The following is a 13,576-nucleotide window of genomic DNA, read 5'->3' as shown; positions in this document are numbered from 1 at the left end:
GCCGATCCCGTCGGCCGACATCGCCGCCGCGCGCCGGGCGCCGCTCGCCAAACGCCGGACATCTCGCGCGGCATGCCGCAGGTTGCAGGCCGCCCGTCGCATACCTCACGCCTGCCGCCCCGTGCCACCCGCCCGCTGCGGTCACCGCCGCCGACCCGTCGTCGGCCGACACCATCATTCCGAGGAGATCCTCCCATGGCCTGGTTCCGCAAGACCGCGCCCGCCTCCGCGGCGGCGCGGCCGCCGCTCGCGCGCGCGTCGGGCATCGCCGCGCCGCCGCCGCCCGCCGTCTGGCCGCAGGGCTATGAGGCGCAGGTGCGCGCGGGCTATTGCGGCAACGCCATCGCGCAGCGCGCGGTGCGGCTCGTCGCCGAGAGCGTCGCCAGCGCGCCGCTCGCCTGCGACGACGACGCCCTCCGCGCGCTGGTCGCCGCGCCCGGGCTGCTCGAGACCGTCGCGGCGCAGCTGCTGCTCCACGGCAATGCCTTCGTCCAGCCATTGCGCGACGACCAGGGCGCGCCCGCCACGCTCTACCCGCTGCGGCCCGAGCGGGTGAGCGTCGAGCTCGGCGCTGACGGCTGGCCCGCCGCCTTCCTCTACCGCGTCGGCACGCGCGCCACCCGGCTCGCGCCCGAGGCGGTGATCCACCTGCGCCGCTTCCACCCGCTCGACGACCATTATGGCCTGGGCTGCCTCGGCGCCGCCGCGCCCGCGGTAGCGATCCACAATGCCGCGGCGGCGTGGAGCAAGGCGCTGCTCGACAATGCCGCGCGGCCCTCGGGGGCGTTGGTGTATGACGCGCGCGACGGCGCGGCGCTCTCGCCCGACCAGTTCCGCCGGCTGCGCGACGAGATGGACGCGGGCTTTGCGGGCGCGAGCAACGCCGGGCGACCGCTGCTGCTGGAAGGCGGGCTGACGTGGCAGCCGCTCAGCCTCACCCCCGCCGACATGGACTTCGCGGGCACCAAGGCGGCGGCGGCGCGCGAGATCGCGCTCGCCTTCGGCGTGCCGCCGATGCTGCTCGGCCTGCCCGGCGACTCCACCCACGCCAATTACGCCGAGGCCAACCGCGCCTTGTGGCGGCTGACGGTGCTGCCGCTCGCCGACGCGATCCTCACCGGGCTCGCCGCCGGCCTGACGCGCTGGTGCGGCGACGCGGCGCTGCGCGTCGACCTCGACCGCGTGCCCGCGCTGGCCGAGGACCGCGAGCGGCTGTGGCGGATGGCGGCGGCGGCGGACTTCCTCTCGCCCGAGGAGAAGCGCGCGATGGTGGACTGGCAATGAGCGCGCCGCAGGACGCGGGCGCCGCCGCGGTGCTGGCGCAGCTGCTCGCGCAACTGGCGGCGGAGGGCGCCGACCCGGCCGGCTTGCGCGCGGTGGCGGAGCAGGCGGGCGAGCTGGGCGCGACGCGCGCGCTCACCCGGCTCGGGCTCGCCGACGCGGGTGCGGCGAGCGACATGGCGGCGCTGCGCGAGCTGCTCCAGACATGGCGCGCGGCGAAGCGCTCGGCGTGGCGCGCGCTGCTCGGCTGGGTGACGCGGACGCTCGGCGCGCTGCTGCTGCTCGGGCTGGCGATGCGGCTCGGCATCGATCTCGGCGGGGACGGCAAGTGAGCGGCGGCCTGCGCTGCGGCGGCTATGCCGCTGTGTGGGACCGCGTCGACCGCGCCGGCGACGTGCTGCGCGCGGGCGTGTTCGGCGCCGTGCCGCGCCCGGTGCCGCTGCTGTGCCAGCATCGCGGCGCGCCGGTGGGCGCGCTGCTGCGGGTCGAGCCGGACGCGCGCGGGCTGCTGGTCGCGGCGCGGGTCGACGACGCGGCGGTGGCGCGCGCGGTGAAGAGCGGCGCGCTGCCGGGCTTCTCGGTCGCGTATCGCGCGCGGCTCGTGCGCCAGCGCGCGCACCGCGCGATCGTGGCGGCCGAGCTGGTCGAGATCAGCCTGGTCGCGGTGCCGATGCAGCCCGGCGCGTTGGTCGACTGGTGGGAGGATGTGCCCCGTCGCGATGCGGACGGGGCAGCGCCGGGATGAGGCTCACGCGACGACGCGAAGAGGTCGCGGCGGAGACACGGCGCTCCGCGCCGGATCAAGCCAAGCCGAGTCGTGCTCCGGCGCACGCCGCCCTCGGCTCCTGCCTTCGCAGGAGCACGTCGCTTGTCCAAAGCAGATGAGCCGCCCTTTGTCAGGCTGGTGATGGCCGCGCGCAGGCGACCGTCGCAGCCCTGCACGTCGGTGACACAAGGGAGCGCTGCCGCGCTCGATTTCTCTCTGCGCCTCCGCCTTCGCGTGAACCTCTGCTCTGCACGCCCGGCGAGCGCAGCGCGCGCTGCCTCCCACCACAGCTTCACCCCAGAAGGAGACCGACCATGACCGACACCGTCGACGCGCGCCCGCTGCTGGAGGGCGCGCGGCCGGAGGGCGACGCCGCCTTCGCGCGCTACATCCGCACCGGCGCCACGCTGGAGACCAAGGCCTTCACCGGCACCACCGGCGAGCAGGGCGGGGTGGCGATCCCGACCCAGCTCGACGGCACGATCGACGCGCAGCTCGTCAGCCTCAGCCCGATCCGCGCCATCGCCAACGTGGTCCAGGTCGGCAGCGCGGGCTATCGCAAGCTGGTCACCAGCGGCGGCACGCCCGCTGGCTGGGCCGGCGAGACCGACCCGCGTCCGGTCACCGCGACGCCGACCTTCCACGAGCTCGTCCCGCCCGGCGGCGAGCTCTACGCCAACCCCAGCGCGAGCCAGGCGATGCTCGACGACGCGCTGTTCGACAGCGAGGCGTGGCTCGCCGGCGAGATCGCGACCGAGTTCGCCAAGGCGGAGGGCGCCGCCTTCGTGAATGGTACCGGCGTGGGGCGGCCGCGCGGCTTCCTGACCTCGCCTGCCAGCGCCGAGGCGGACGGCGCGCGCGCGTTCGGCACGCTGCAATATCTCGCCAGCGGGGCGGCGGGCGCGTTCGCGGGCGATCCGGCGGACCGGCTGATCGACCTCGTCCAGGCGCTGCGCGCGCCCTACCGCCAGGGAGCGTGCTTCGTGATGAACGCCGCCACCGCCGCGCAGGTGCGCAAGGTGAAGACGCGCGACGGCCAGTTCCTGTGGCAGCCCGGGCTGGCGGCGGCGCAGCCCGCGACCTTGCTGGGCTATCCTGTGGTGGAGGCGGAGGACATGCCCGACGTGGCGGCGGGCAGCGCCTCGATCGCGTTCGGCAACTTCCGGCTGGGCTATCTGATCGCCGACCGCGGCGACACCGCGGTGCTGCGCGACCCGTACAGCAACAAGCCCTTCGTCACCTTCTACGCGACCCGCCGCGTGGCCGGCTGCGTGAGCGACAGCGATGCGATCAAGCTGCTGAAGTTCGTGGAGAAGTGAGAGGCTAAATCCTCCCCGCTCGGCGGGGAGGGGGCGCCTTGAGGGGCCGCACGGTCGAGTTCGGCAGGCTCAGATCCTCTCCGCGAGCGGGGAGGATCTGAGAACCGCGTCCGCCTCGCCTCCCATCATATCAGGAGATCCGTCATGCCGATCCTCAGCGGCGCGCCCGGTGCGGTGGCGCTGGGCGAGGCCGATCGCGCCGCCGCGCTCGCCGCGCTGCGCGCCGAGCTGCGCGCCGCCGCCACCGACGACGATGCGCTCGCGCTCGCGCTGGTCGAGACCGCGCTCGGCGCCGCCGAGCTGTTCCTCGGCCAGGTGCTGATCGCGCGCCAACTGGTCGCCGCGCTGCCCGCGCGCGCCGCGTGGCAGCCGTTGCCCGCGCGCCCGGTGCGCCACGTCGAGGCGCCCGCCGCCGCGATGGTCGACCTCGACGAGCAGGGCACCGGCTGGGTCCGCACCGCCGCGCCCGTCGAGATCCGCTTCACCGCGGGCGTCGCGGGCGACTGGGCCGGGCTGCCGCCCGCACTGCGCCACGGCGTGGTGCTGCTCGCGGCCTATCTCTTCGCCGACCGCGGCGGCGCGACGCCGTTGCCTGCGGCGGTCACCGCGCTGTGGCGTCCGCACCGCACGCTGCGGCTGGTCGCCGAGGCGCGCGCATGAGCGGCGCGGTGGAGCGGGTCGCGGCACGTCACGTCGCCGCGGCCCGCACGCGCGTCGCGGCGCGGCTGCGCGCGCTGCTGCCCGGCGCGCGGGTCGAGCTCGTCGAGGAGGGCGTCGCGGTGAGCGGGCGCGGGCTGGTGCGGCGCTGGCTCGCCGACCCGCGGCTCGGCTGGTGGCGCGCGTGAGCGCCGCGGTGGAGAGCGCGTCCGAAGCGCTGCGCGCGGCGGCGCTGGCGGCGCTGCGCGACATCGCCGTGACGCGCGTATTCGACGGCACCGCGCCGCGCGCGGCGGTGCCCTATGCGCTGCTGCGCGAGCTCGCCGCAACCGACTGGGGCAGCAAGACGCACGACGGGCGCGAGCTGCGGCTGGGCGTGACGATCCGCGACGAGGGCGAGAGCGGCGCGCGCGCCGAGCGGCTCGCGGCGGCGGCGGAGGCGGCGCTGCTGGCGCTGCCGCCGCTCGCGGGCGCGTGGCAGGTGGTGAGCGTCGCCCCGGTGCGGCTCGCGCTGGTGGCGGAGGCGCCGGCGCGCTGGACCGCGCTCGTCGACGTCCGCGTGCGGATGCTGCGGACGGGGTGAGGCCTTAACCGAGATCCTCCTCGTGCCGGGAAGGATCGTACCGTCCGACGTCATGCTTCCACCCCTTTTACCCACATCAACCAGGAGAACCGACATGGCAGCGGAGAGAGGCAGCGCGTTCCTGCTCAAGGTGACGGACGGCGCGGGCGGCTATCGCACCGTCGCGGGGCTGCGCACGACGCAGCTCAGCGTCAACGGCGAGGCGGTGGCGATCACCAACAAGGACTCGGGCGGCTGGCGCGAACTGCTCTCCGGCGCGGGCGTGCGCTCGGTCAGCGTCGCCGCGGCGGGGATCTTCACCGGCTCCGCGGCCGAGGCGCGGGTGCGCGCCAGCGCGCTGGCGGGAACGCTCGACGATTACAAGCTCACCTTCGAGAGCGGCGAGGCAATGGCCGGGCGCTTCCTCGTCACCAAGCTCGACTATGCCGGCGATTACAACGGCGAGCGCAGCTATACGCTGGCGCTGGAGAGCTCGGGCGCGGTGGCGGCGGCTTGAGCGCGTCCGCAAACCCCGCGCCCCCCAACCCCGCGAGGGGCGAAGCGGCGATCCGCGTCGCGGGCGAGACATTGGTGCTGCGCCCCAGCTTCGCCGCTTTGGTCGCCGCCGAACAGGAGCTGGGGCCGCTGTTCGCGCTGGTCGAGCGCGCCGCGGCGGGGCAGCTCGCGCTGGCCGAGCTGGTGGCGCTGTTCTGGCACTGCCGCCACGACTGGCCCGCGGCGCTCTCCCGCAAGGCGCTCGGCGAGGCGCTGGTCGCGGGTGGGCTCGCCGCCGCCACCCCCGCGCTCCACGCGCTGCTGCGCCAGGTGCTCGCGGGGCGATGAGCGGTACGGACGCCACCTTCGCGGCGGCGGCGACGCGGCTCGCCGGTCTGGCCGCGCTCGCGCTCGGCTGGCGCCCCGACGAGTTCTGGCGCGCCACCCCCGCCGAGCTCGCCGCGCCGGGCGAAGCGCTCGCGCCCGAGCAACCACCGCCCCCCGACGCGGCGTTGCGCGCGCGGCTGCAGGAGATGTTTCCCGATGGATGAGGAGATCGAGCGGCTGGTGATCGGCGTGCGCGCCGACACCGCCGGTTTCGCGCGGGACCTCGATGCGATGCGCGGCCAGGTCGAAGGCCCATTCGCGCTCGGCGCTGCGCGCGCCGGGCGCGGGCTCGAGCATGCGCTGCTCGAGGCGGTGCGCAAGGGCAAGCTCGGGCTGGACGAGCTGCGCGGCGTCGCGATGGGGGCGATGGACGCGGTGGCACGCGCGGCGCTGCGCGACGGCGTCGCCAGCGTCACCGGCGGCGGCGGCGCGACCGCGCTGCTCACCGGATTGCTCGGCGGGGTGTTCGGGCTGGGTCATGGCGGCGGCGGCCGCGAGCGGGGCGCGCCGACGCCGTCCTTCCCGATCCAGCGCAGCGCCGGTGGGAGCGACATGCGGCGCGAGACCGCGGCGCCGTCGCGCCGCGGCGACCTGCGGCTCGCCATCACGGTCAACGCGCACGCGGGCGAGGCGCCGCGCGCGCTGGAGCGATCGGTGCGGCAGGTGGCGCGCGCGGTGCGCGCCGCGCTCGAGGAGGCGGAGTGATGCCTTATTGGCTCGCCAGCGCGCGCGCCGAGCAGGCGACCGACTGGCTGACGCGCTTCGACCCGCGCTACTGGACGGTCAACTTCCCGCGCCCGATGATGGCGGCGGCGACCAACCCAGCGCCCGACGTGCTGCGCGTCGACGCGGTGTTCTACCGCCGCGACGATCTCGCCGGGATCATCTGGGAGAGCGTCGATCGCCACGACCATCCGCTGCTCGGTTATGACACCGACCGCGACTATCGCGCCTGCCGGCTGCGCTTCCGCTGGCGCTCGTCGGGAGTGCGCGCGCTCGACCAGGTCGACGGCCCGACGCTGACGATCGAGGGGCGCGACGCCGCCGGGCAGGCGCGCGCCTGGTACGTGCGGCTGTGGAACTATGCGAAAGGCTCGCCCGAGGACGCCGAGGTGACGCTCGACTTCGCCGCGCTCGACGCCGGCTTCGCGCTGCCCGCCGACCGCGACCCGGTCTGGGCGGGCGACATCGACCGGCTGTTCGTCTCGCTGGTCGCGCCCGGCTACGACCGCAGCGCCGCGCCGCTCGACGCGCCGGCGGAGGGCTGGGTCGAGGTCAGCGACATCATCGTCGACGGTGCGGGCGCGGTGCTGGCGATCGGCGACGTCATGGTGCCCGCGCACGACCTGCGCGTGGCGAGCGGCTATGACGACCATTACCATCTCACCCCGGCGCGGCTGCTGCGCAACGCGCTCCAGCTCGGCTATCGCGGCGCGATCGACCATTATGTCGGGATGAGTCACTATTTCCGGCTCGAGGCGGCCCGCGCTGGGGAGGGCACGCGCTGGCTGGTGAGCCGCCGCGGCGGCACGCTCAACGCGCCCTGCGCCGCCTGGCACGCCGATCTGGCGCAGCGCGCGGCGCAGCTCGGCTATGAGCTGATCTGGTCGCTTTCCTACGAGCTGCTCGAGCGGCACTGCTGGGACGATTGGCAGCAGCGCGCCGCGGACGGCACCCCCGCGCTGACCGGCTGGGACCCGCCCTCGACGCTGCTGTCGCCGACGCACGCGGGCGCGATGGACTATCTCCACGCGGTGGCGCGCGCCTTCGTCGCGATCGGCGCGGGCGCGGGGCTCGCGCCGCGTTTCCAGGTCGGCGAGCCGTGGTGGTGGATCACCGCCGACGCGCGGCCCTGCCTGTACGACGCCAGCGCGCGCGCCGCGCTCCAGCCGGTCGCCATTCCCTCGCTGCGCGGCGCGCTCGACGATGCGCAGCTGGCGACGCTGGATCAAGCGGCGACGGCGCTGGCGCGCTCCACGTCGGCGCTGGTGGCGGCGGTGCGCGGCGACTGGCCGGGGTGCGTGAGCTACCTGCTGATCTACCTGCCGACATTGCTCGACCCCGCGATGCCGGGCGCGCGGCGGCTCAACCTGCCGGACGGCTGGGCGTCGCCCGCCTTCGATGGTCTCCAGCTCGAGGATTACGACTGGGTCACCGCGGGCGCGACCGGCGCGAGCGAGCGCGGCGCGGCGCTGGTCGGCGCGACGCTCGGCTATCCGCCGGAGCGGCAGGAATATTTCTCCGGCTTCGTGCTGCGCGCCGGCGATCGGGGTGAGTGGGCGCCGATCCTCGCCGCGGCAGGAGCGGCGCGGCGGCGCGGCGTGGCGGCGCGCTACCTCTGGGCGCTGCCGCAGGTGCTGCGCGACGGGCTGGTCTATTGGCAGGGGGAGGATGAGATGGATGCCTTCGACGACGTGCTGTTCCCGCTCGCGCTGGGGCGCGAGGCCGAGGTCGCGCCGGGCTTCTCCACCGCGGTGACGACCAGCGCTGGCGGGCATGAGACCCGCACCGTCGCCTGGGCCGAGGCGCGCACGCGCTACGACGTCGGCCCCGGCGTGCGCAGCGAGGCCGATATCGCGCTGCTGCTCGCTTTCTACCGCGCGCGGCAGGGGCCGGCACGCGGCTTCCGGCTGCGCGACCCGTTCGACTGGCAGGCGCGCGAGGTGCTGCTCGGGCACGGCGACGGCGCGACGCGGCGGTTCGCGCTGGTGACGCGCTACGGCGACGCGACGCGGCGGATCACGCGGCCGGTGGCAGGGACGCTGCGCGTCGCGGTGGCGGGGGCGGCGACCGCGGCGTTCACGCTCGAGCCGCTGGGCGTAATCGTGCTCGACGACGTACCCGCGGCGGGCGCGGCGGTGACCGCGTCGTTCGACTTCGACGTGCCGGTGCGCTTCGCCGAGGACCGGCTGAGCGTCGCGCGCGCGACCTTCCTGGCGGGCAGCGCGCACAGCGTGCCGCTGGTGGAGGTGCGCGAGGCATGAGCGACCGGGTGCTGGGGCTGGCGCTGTGCTGGCGGCTCGAGCGGCGCGACGGCGTCACCCTGGCGCTGACCGCGCACGACCGTGACCTCGTGATCGACGGGCTGGTGTATCGCGCCGCGCCGGGGATGACGCCCTCGGCGGTGGCGCTCGGCAGCGGCCTCGACGCCGACACGATGGCGGCGGAGGGCGCCTTCACCGCCGCGGCGATCACCGCGCGCGATCTCGCCGACGGGCGCTGGGACGGCGCGCGCGTGGTCTGCCTGGCGGTAGACTGGAGCGATCCGGGTGCCGCGCCGCTGCCGCTCGGCGAGGGGCGGATCGGCGCGGTGACCGCGCGCGACCGCGACTTCACCGCCGAGCTGAGCGGCGCGCAGGCGCGGCTCGACCGCCCCGCGGTGGAGCTGACCGCGCCGACCTGCCGCGCCGAGCTCGGCGACCGCCGCTGCCGCGTGATGATGGCGGCGCGGCGGCGCTTCGCGCGCGTGGTCGCGGCGGAGGGCGCGGTACTGACGCTCGACGCGGCGCCGCCGGTGGCGAACGCCTATGCCGGCGGCGTGCTGCGCTGGTTCGGCGGCGGCAACGCCGGTCTGGTCAGCGCCATAGCCGCTTCGGCGAGCGCGAGCGTGACGCTGGAGGAGGCGCCGCCGCACGCGGTGGCGGCCGGGACCTTGGTGGAGCTCGTCGAGGGCTGCGATAAAAGGCTCGCCACCTGCGCGGCGCGGTTCGGCAATTCGGTCAACTTCCGCGGCGAGCCGTACGTGCCGGGGAACGACCTCCTGACGCGCTATCCCGGGGCGTGAGGGGGTGTCGCGCGCTAGATCCTCCCCGCTACGGGGAGGGGGACCGCCGCGCGGCAGCGCGGTGGTGGAGTGGGCTCTCCCCAAGTGCGGCGCTCGCGGAAGCCCGCCCTCTCCGTACCGGGGAGGATCTCGCGTCCTCGCCGCCGCCCGCTCGCTGATCGGCGTGCGCTTCCGCGCGCAGGGACGCGATCCGGCACTCGGGCTCGACTGCGTCGGCGTCGTCGCGGTGGCGCTCGCGCAGGCCGGGGCCGAGGTGACGCTGCCGCGCGACTATCGTCTGCGCCGCGGCACGCTGCCGCCGCTGGCGCTGCCGCCGGGGCTGGTCGCGTGCGATGGCGCGCGGCCGGGCGACGTCCTGCTGCTGCGCGTCTCGCCGGCGCAGCTCCACCTCGCGGTGCGCGGCGAGCGCGGCATCCTCCACGCCGACGCCGCCGCCGGCGGCGTGGTGGAACGCCCGGGCGAGGCGCCGTTGCCGCTGGTGGCGGCGTGGCGCTGGTGCGGGTGAGGGGGCGTGGCCGGTCGCGCGCGACATCGTTCCCCGGCGAGGGCTGGGAGCCAGTTTGGGGAGGATGCTGGTAGGCCGAGGCGCGCCGGGTCGCTCCTTCTTCCATCCCGGCCCCCGCCGGGGCGGAGCTTGGGGAGCGCAATGTGTCGTCCGCAATCGGCTCGTGCGGGCGGGATCGCACCGCGCCTATCTCTATACCGCCACCCCGGCGGAGGCCGGGGCCCAGATGAGAAACGTCCGCGGATCTCACGCCGGCCTTCCCACCTGGGCCCCGGCCTGCGCCGGGGCACGAAGGCGTCCCCGCCCTCGCACGCCGACCCCACCACCACGGAGACCTGCCCGCATGGCCACGCTCGTCCTCTCCACGCTCGGCCGCGCCGTCGGCGGGCCGATCGGCGGTGCGATCGGCGGGCTGCTCGGGCACCAGCTCGACCGCATGCTGTTCGCGCCGCGCCATCGCGCCGGGCCGCGGCTGGCCGAGCCGCGCGTCACCAGCGCGGCCTATGCCACGCCGCTGCCGCTGCTGTTCGGCGTGACGCGGGTGAGCGGTACCCTGCTGTGGTCGACCGAACCCGCCCCCGCCGCGCGCGCCGCGCACGGGAAGAGCGGACGCGGCGGGGGCGCCGGCTACACCGCGTCCTTCGCGGTGGCGCTGTCGGCGCGCGCGATCGTCGACGTTCGGCGCATCTGGGCCGACGGCCAGCTGCTGCGCGGCGCCGCGGGCGACTGGAAGAGCGCTACCGGCTTCCGCCTCCACCATGGCACCGAGGACCAGCTGCCCGACCCGCTGATCGCCACGCACGAGCCCGATGCGCCCGCGTTCCGCGGCATCGCCTACGCCGTGTTCGAGCAGTTGCAGCTCGGCGACTTCGGCGGGCGCGTGCCGATGCTGTCGTTCGAGGTCGTCGCCGATGCCGCGCCGGTGCGCGTCGGCGACATCGCGCGCGCGATCGGCGCGGGCGCGATCGTCGGTGCCGGCTCCGACGCCACCGTCGACGGCTATGCGGCGAGCGGCGACAGCGTCGCGGGCGCGCTGGCGCCGCTGGCGAGCCTCACCGGCGGCTGGTTCGTGGCGGTGCCCGGCGGGGTCGCGCTCGCCGACCGCTGTGACACGATGCTCGCCCTCGACGACGCGATCGCGCGCGAGACGCTGCGCCGCCCGATCGAGACCGCGCCGCGGGCGGTGACGGTGGCGCATTACGACGCCGCGCGCGACTATCAGATCGGCGCGCAGCACGCGCGCCGCGGCGGCGCGGGCTGGCGCGAGGAGACCGTGGAGCTGCCGGCGACGGTGACCGCCGCGCGCGCCGCCGCGCTGGCACGCGCCACGCTGCGTCGCGCCGAACGCGCGCGCGTGTCGCGCACGGTGACGCTCGACGCACGCGCGCTGGCGGTACGGCCCGGCGTCGCGGTGCGGATCGACGACGAGGCGGCGGCGTGGCGGGTGACGCGCGCGCGCTACGAGCAGCACGCGGTGACGCTCGAGCTCGCCGCGATCGACGACGCGCCGACGGCCACCGCGCCCGCCGACGCGGGGACGGCGCGGTGCGCCCCCGACGTCGCGATCGGCGCGACCCTGCTCCAGCTTGCCGAGCTGCCGCCGCTCGACGACATCGCGCCCTTGGTCGAGGGCGTGACGGTGTTCGCCGCGGCACGGCGCCGGGCTGGCGCCGTGCCGCGCTGCTGGTGAGCGACGACGCCGGGGCGAGCTGGGCCCCGGCGGGCGACACCGCGCCGGCGGCGGTGATCGGCGCGCTGGTAGCGCCGCTCGCGCGCGCGCCGGGGACGCTGGTGGATCGCGCCGGTACCATCGAGCTGCTGCTCGCGCACGACGACATGGTGCTCGAATCCTGCGCGCCGCACGCGCTCGACCGCGGTGCCAATCTCGCGCTGGTCGGCGAGGAGCTGCTGCAGTTCGCCGACGCGCACCAGCTCGCGCCGCGGCGCTGGCGCCTCTCGACGCTGCTGCGCGCGCGTCGCGGCAGCGCGGCGGCGGCCTGGTCCGCGGGCGCGCGCTTCGTGCTGGTGGAGCGCGCGACCGGTGTCACGGTGGCGCCGCCGGGGGCGCGCGCGGGGGACACGCTGCGCGTGCTCGCCGCGGGGGTGGGCGACGCCGCGCCGGTGAGCGCCGAGCGCGTGCTCGACGGTCGCGCGCTGGCGCCGCCGTCCCCGGTGCACCTGCGCGCGCGCGCTGGGGCGGACGGCGGCACGCTGCTGACATGGATGCGCCGCAGCCGCCACGGCTGGCGCTGGGACGAGGCGCCGGTGCCACTCGGTGAGGAACGCGAGCTGTATGTCGTGACGCTCGACGACGCGCGCCACGTCACGGTGGCGGCGCCGACGCTGCTGCTGCCGGCGGGGCACGGCGTGCGCCGCGTGGCGGTTCGGCAACAGGGCACACTGGCGCTCTCACGCGCGGCGGAGCTGGCGCTGTGAGCGCGGCTCGGTCTGATCATCGTGCGGAGGCGCGACGAGGGTGCGCGGCGCGTCGTAGTGCAGCGCGCGACGACGATGCGGCTGCGTCGGCGGACGGGCGCCATCTCGCCCCCTTCTCGCGCGGCATCATCGCTGCGCCCGTCCCCACGCAAGCAGGAGAGCATTGATGAGCGACGACACGACCGCGCGGCTGGCGCTGCCGCTGCTGGTGAGCGGCCAGGCGCACAAGGAGGAGACGCACAATGAGGCGCTCGCGCTGATCGACCTCGCGCTGTGCTGCGCGGTGGAGGCGCGCGGGGTCGACGCGCCGCCCGAGCTGCCGCTGCCAGGGCAATGCTGGATCGTCGGCGATGCGCCGCGCGGTGCCTGGGCAGGGCAGGCGGGCGCGCTCGCCGGGTGGAGCGGTGCGGGCTGGCAGTTCGTCACGCCGCGCGAGGGGCTGCGCGCCTGGGACCGCGCGCGCCAATGCGTCCTCGCCTACACCGCCGCGGGGTGGGAAAGCGGCGTCGTGCGCGCCGCGCGCGTGCTGGTCGGCGGGCAGCAGGTGGTCGGCGCGCGCACCGCCGCAATCGCCGATCCGGGGCAAGGGGATGGCGACCAAGTGGCGCGCGCCTGTCTCGCCGACATCCTGGCAGCACTGCGCGCACACGGACTTATCGCGTCGTGAGCACATGCGAGGGTGTTGTAATCGCGCAACAGCACCGAGGATTTGTCAGCTTGTTCGGAAACCAACTAGCCGATAGTGAGTTTGCGCTGTCCGTAGTGACACCATGGAAAGGGGATTATGATGCGTAAGCTTGCCATGATCATGGCGCTTGCCTCCACCGCCCTCGCCACGCCCGCGCTCGCGCGCGACAAGGCGTGGTACGTAGGCGTGGAAGGCGGCGCGATGATCGTCGAGGATATCGATTGGGATATCGCCGGCTCGACCACTTCGCTCACCGGTACCGGTACGACCGATTCTAAGTACGGCTGGGACGTCGACGGGATCATCGGTTACGACTTCGGTGCGTTCCGTCTCGAGACTGAGGTCGGCTACCGTCGCGCGTCGGTCGACAGCTTCCGGACCACCGCTGGCGTGCCGATCAGCGGCACCGCGCAGCTGCCGGCGGGCACCTATGACAATGTCGGCGGCCGTACCTCGGCGCTGAGCTTCATGGTCAACGGTCTGCTCGACTTCGGTGAGGACGACGGCCTGCAGGGCTTCGTCGGCGGCGGCGCCGGCGTGGCGCGGGTCCAGGCGCGCCTGAACCCGACCAGCTCCTACACGCTGCTCGACGACTCGGACACCGTGTTCGCCTGGCAGGCGCTCGCGGGCATCCGCGCGCCGCTCAGCGACCACCTCGACGTTTCGCTGAAGTACCGCTTCTTCAACGCGGACAAC

At 75.5% G+C, this 13,576-nt stretch carries 18 protein-coding genes; all 18 read left to right on the top strand.

Translation table 11 applies throughout. The annotated features are described in order from the left end of the window. Positions 1-195: 195 nt before the first annotated feature. Positions 196-1,284, top strand: coding sequence for a phage portal protein (locus QBJ89_RS18580; protein ID WP_277981962.1), 1,089 nt, complete (start codon positions 196-198; stop codon positions 1,282-1,284). Further along, positions 1,281-1,613, top strand: a complete 333-nt coding sequence (locus QBJ89_RS18575; protein WP_277981961.1) for a DUF6127 family protein — start codon at positions 1,281-1,283, stop codon at positions 1,611-1,613. The genes QBJ89_RS18580 and QBJ89_RS18575 overlap by 4 nt, the downstream gene beginning before the upstream one ends. Continuing rightward, positions 1,610-2,026: an HK97 family phage prohead protease gene (locus QBJ89_RS18570; RefSeq protein WP_277981960.1), complete on the top strand. Its 417-nt coding sequence runs from the start codon at positions 1,610-1,612 to the stop codon at positions 2,024-2,026. The genes QBJ89_RS18575 and QBJ89_RS18570 overlap by 4 nt, the downstream gene beginning before the upstream one ends. Before the next feature lie 335 nt (positions 2,027-2,361). Further along, the gene (locus tag QBJ89_RS18565; RefSeq protein WP_277981959.1) at positions 2,362-3,366 is read left to right on the top strand and encodes a phage major capsid protein; all 1,005 of its coding nucleotides are present in this window, start codon (positions 2,362-2,364) and stop codon (positions 3,364-3,366) included. Between the two features lie 144 nt (positions 3,367-3,510). Next, positions 3,511-4,026, top strand: coding sequence for a hypothetical protein (locus QBJ89_RS18560; protein ID WP_277981958.1), 516 nt, complete (start codon positions 3,511-3,513; stop codon positions 4,024-4,026). Then, entirely contained in the window at positions 4,023-4,211 is a 189-nt protein-coding gene (locus QBJ89_RS18555; protein ID WP_277981957.1) for a hypothetical protein, read from the top strand. Before QBJ89_RS18560 ends, QBJ89_RS18555 begins: the two co-directional genes overlap by 4 nt. Continuing rightward, a complete protein-coding gene (gene gp17 / locus QBJ89_RS18550; protein ID WP_277981956.1) occupies positions 4,199-4,606 on the top strand; it encodes a tail completion protein gp17 in 408 nt (135 codons plus the stop codon). Before QBJ89_RS18555 ends, gp17 begins: the two co-directional genes overlap by 13 nt. Before the next feature lie 94 nt (positions 4,607-4,700). Then, positions 4,701-5,102, top strand: a complete 402-nt coding sequence (locus QBJ89_RS18545; RefSeq protein ID WP_277981955.1) for a phage major tail protein, TP901-1 family — start codon at positions 4,701-4,703, stop codon at positions 5,100-5,102. Further along, complete coding sequence (locus QBJ89_RS18540; RefSeq protein ID WP_277981954.1) at positions 5,099-5,428, top strand: gene transfer agent family protein; 330 nt, start codon at positions 5,099-5,101, stop codon at positions 5,426-5,428. The genes QBJ89_RS18545 and QBJ89_RS18540 overlap by 4 nt, the downstream gene beginning before the upstream one ends. Beyond that, complete coding sequence (locus QBJ89_RS18535; RefSeq protein WP_277981953.1) at positions 5,425-5,631, top strand: phage tail assembly chaperone; 207 nt, start codon at positions 5,425-5,427, stop codon at positions 5,629-5,631. The genes QBJ89_RS18540 and QBJ89_RS18535 overlap by 4 nt, the downstream gene beginning before the upstream one ends. Then, positions 5,624-6,172 carry a tail tape measure protein gene (locus tag QBJ89_RS18530; protein WP_277981952.1) on the top strand — a complete coding sequence of 183 codons (549 nt, stop codon included), beginning with the start codon at positions 5,624-5,626 and terminating at the stop codon, positions 6,170-6,172. The genes QBJ89_RS18535 and QBJ89_RS18530 overlap by 8 nt, the downstream gene beginning before the upstream one ends. Continuing rightward, on the top strand, positions 6,172-8,451 hold the full coding sequence (locus tag QBJ89_RS18525) for a DUF2460 domain-containing protein (protein WP_277981951.1): 2,280 nt from the start codon (positions 6,172-6,174) through the stop codon (positions 8,449-8,451). The genes QBJ89_RS18530 and QBJ89_RS18525 overlap by 1 nt, the downstream gene beginning before the upstream one ends. Further along, the gene (locus tag QBJ89_RS18520; RefSeq protein WP_277981950.1) at positions 8,448-9,251 is read left to right on the top strand and encodes a DUF2163 domain-containing protein; all 804 of its coding nucleotides are present in this window, start codon (positions 8,448-8,450) and stop codon (positions 9,249-9,251) included. Before QBJ89_RS18525 ends, QBJ89_RS18520 begins: the two co-directional genes overlap by 4 nt. Before the next feature lie 163 nt (positions 9,252-9,414). Next, on the top strand, positions 9,415-9,756 hold the full coding sequence (locus QBJ89_RS18515; protein WP_277981949.1) for a peptidoglycan endopeptidase: 342 nt from the start codon (positions 9,415-9,417) through the stop codon (positions 9,754-9,756). A gap of 343 nt (positions 9,757-10,099) precedes the next feature. Beyond that, positions 10,100-11,446, top strand: coding sequence for a phage tail protein (locus tag QBJ89_RS18510; protein ID WP_277981948.1), 1,347 nt, complete (start codon positions 10,100-10,102; stop codon positions 11,444-11,446). Then, entirely contained in the window at positions 11,443-12,192 is a 750-nt protein-coding gene (locus QBJ89_RS18505; RefSeq protein ID WP_277981947.1) for a phage tail baseplate protein, read from the top strand. The genes QBJ89_RS18510 and QBJ89_RS18505 overlap by 4 nt, the downstream gene beginning before the upstream one ends. Before the next feature lie 166 nt (positions 12,193-12,358). Next, on the top strand, positions 12,359-12,859 hold the full coding sequence (locus tag QBJ89_RS18500; protein WP_277981946.1) for a DUF2793 domain-containing protein: 501 nt from the start codon (positions 12,359-12,361) through the stop codon (positions 12,857-12,859). 120 nt (positions 12,860-12,979) lie between these two features. Next, a partial coding sequence (locus QBJ89_RS18495) for an outer membrane protein (RefSeq protein WP_277981945.1) occupies positions 12,980-13,576 on the top strand: 597 nt, incomplete at its 3' end.

Source organism: Sphingomonas phyllosphaerae (assembly GCF_029623345.1).
In the GTDB taxonomy this organism is placed as follows: Bacteria; Pseudomonadota; Alphaproteobacteria; order Sphingomonadales; family Sphingomonadaceae; genus Sphingomonas; species Sphingomonas phyllosphaerae_C.
This window is presented reverse-complemented; position numbering and strand designations above follow the sequence as displayed.

Bases quoted from the DNA above. Each gene is read 5' to 3' on its own strand.
- QBJ89_RS18560 (WP_277981958.1), top strand. From the start codon at position 3,511: ATGCCGATCCTCAGCGGCGCGCCCGGTGCGGTGGCGCTGGGCGAGGCC.
- QBJ89_RS18500 (WP_277981946.1), top strand. From the start codon at position 12,359: ATGAGCGACGACACGACCGCGCGGCTGGCGCTGCCGCTGCTGGTGAGC.
- QBJ89_RS18580 (WP_277981962.1), top strand. From the start codon at position 196: ATGGCCTGGTTCCGCAAGACCGCGCCCGCCTCCGCGGCGGCGCGGCCG.
- QBJ89_RS18565 (WP_277981959.1), top strand. From the start codon at position 2,362: ATGACCGACACCGTCGACGCGCGCCCGCTGCTGGAGGGCGCGCGGCCG.
- QBJ89_RS18545 (WP_277981955.1), top strand. From the start codon at position 4,701: ATGGCAGCGGAGAGAGGCAGCGCGTTCCTGCTCAAGGTGACGGACGGC.
- QBJ89_RS18535 (WP_277981953.1), top strand. From the start codon at position 5,425: ATGAGCGGTACGGACGCCACCTTCGCGGCGGCGGCGACGCGGCTCGCC.
- QBJ89_RS18555 (WP_277981957.1), top strand. From the start codon at position 4,023: ATGAGCGGCGCGGTGGAGCGGGTCGCGGCACGTCACGTCGCCGCGGCC.
- QBJ89_RS18575 (WP_277981961.1), top strand. From the start codon at position 1,281: ATGAGCGCGCCGCAGGACGCGGGCGCCGCCGCGGTGCTGGCGCAGCTG.
- QBJ89_RS18525 (WP_277981951.1), top strand. From the start codon at position 6,172: ATGCCTTATTGGCTCGCCAGCGCGCGCGCCGAGCAGGCGACCGACTGG.
- QBJ89_RS18510 (WP_277981948.1), top strand. From the start codon at position 10,100: ATGGCCACGCTCGTCCTCTCCACGCTCGGCCGCGCCGTCGGCGGGCCG.
- QBJ89_RS18520 (WP_277981950.1), top strand. From the start codon at position 8,448: ATGAGCGACCGGGTGCTGGGGCTGGCGCTGTGCTGGCGGCTCGAGCGG.
- QBJ89_RS18530 (WP_277981952.1), top strand. From the start codon at position 5,624: ATGGATGAGGAGATCGAGCGGCTGGTGATCGGCGTGCGCGCCGACACC.